The sequence below is a fragment of the Mesorhizobium sp. M7A.F.Ca.MR.362.00.0.0 genome, from assembly GCF_004023175.1.
Lineage (GTDB): Bacteria > Pseudomonadota > Alphaproteobacteria > Rhizobiales > Rhizobiaceae > Mesorhizobium.
In genome coordinates this window covers 2,504-3,325 of sequence record NZ_RZTF01000544.1, presented here as the reverse complement: position 1 = coordinate 3,325, position 822 = coordinate 2,504, and the positions used below count along the sequence as shown (strand labels likewise).

The window sequence follows — 822 nt, the reverse complement described above, 5'->3', positions numbered from 1 at the left end:
ACCATCGACGGCGTGCGCGTCGTCATCGATTCGGGCCTGTCGCGGCTGCCGCGCTATGAGCCGGCCAGCGGCCTCACCCGGTTGGAGACCGTGCGCGTCAGCAAGGCTTCCGCCGACCAGCGCGCCGGCCGTGCCGGGCGCACGCAGCCAGGCGTCGCCATCCGGTTGTGGCGGGCCGAGCAGACGGCTGCACTCCCCGCCTTCACGCCGCCGGAAATCCTTGAGGCCGATCTGTCCGGACTGCTGCTCGATTGCGCCGCCTTCGGCGTTGCCGATCCGGCAGGGCTCGCTTTTCTCGATCCGCCGCCTGTTCCGGCCCTTAATGAGGCAAGGGGGCTACTACGCGCGCTGGATGCCATCGACGAGACGGGGCGCCTGACGGACGCGGGTGCAGCCATGCGCAAGCTCGCCCTGCCGGTGCGGTTGGCGCACATGGTTGCCGAGGCAGCCGGCAGCGGCCATGCCTTCGAGGCGGCGATGCTTGCCGTGCTGCTCACCGAACGCGGCCTTGGTGGCGACGGCGCCGATCTGGAGCGGCGGCTGATGCGTTTTCGCGGGGAAAAATCGCCACGCGCTACAGCCGCCAAGCAGCTCGCCGAACGGCTGGCGAGGCAGACTAGCGAGGCGAAGGGCAGCGAAGCTGCGGCAGCCGGTCCCCTGCTCGTCCACGCCTGGCCGGATCGGGTGGCGAAGGCGCGCGGCGAGCGTGGCCGTTTCGTGCTGGCCAACGGCTCCGGCGCCATGCTCGACGCCGCCGATCCGCTGGCGGGCGAGCCGTTTCTGGTAGTCGCCGACCTGCAGGGCAAGGCACAGAATGCGCGC

General features: G+C 71.0%; 1 pseudogene. It reads left to right on the top strand.

The window, feature by feature from the left end:
* Positions 1-822, top strand: a pseudogene (locus tag EOC06_RS44315) (ATP-dependent helicase HrpB); the annotation flags it as partial.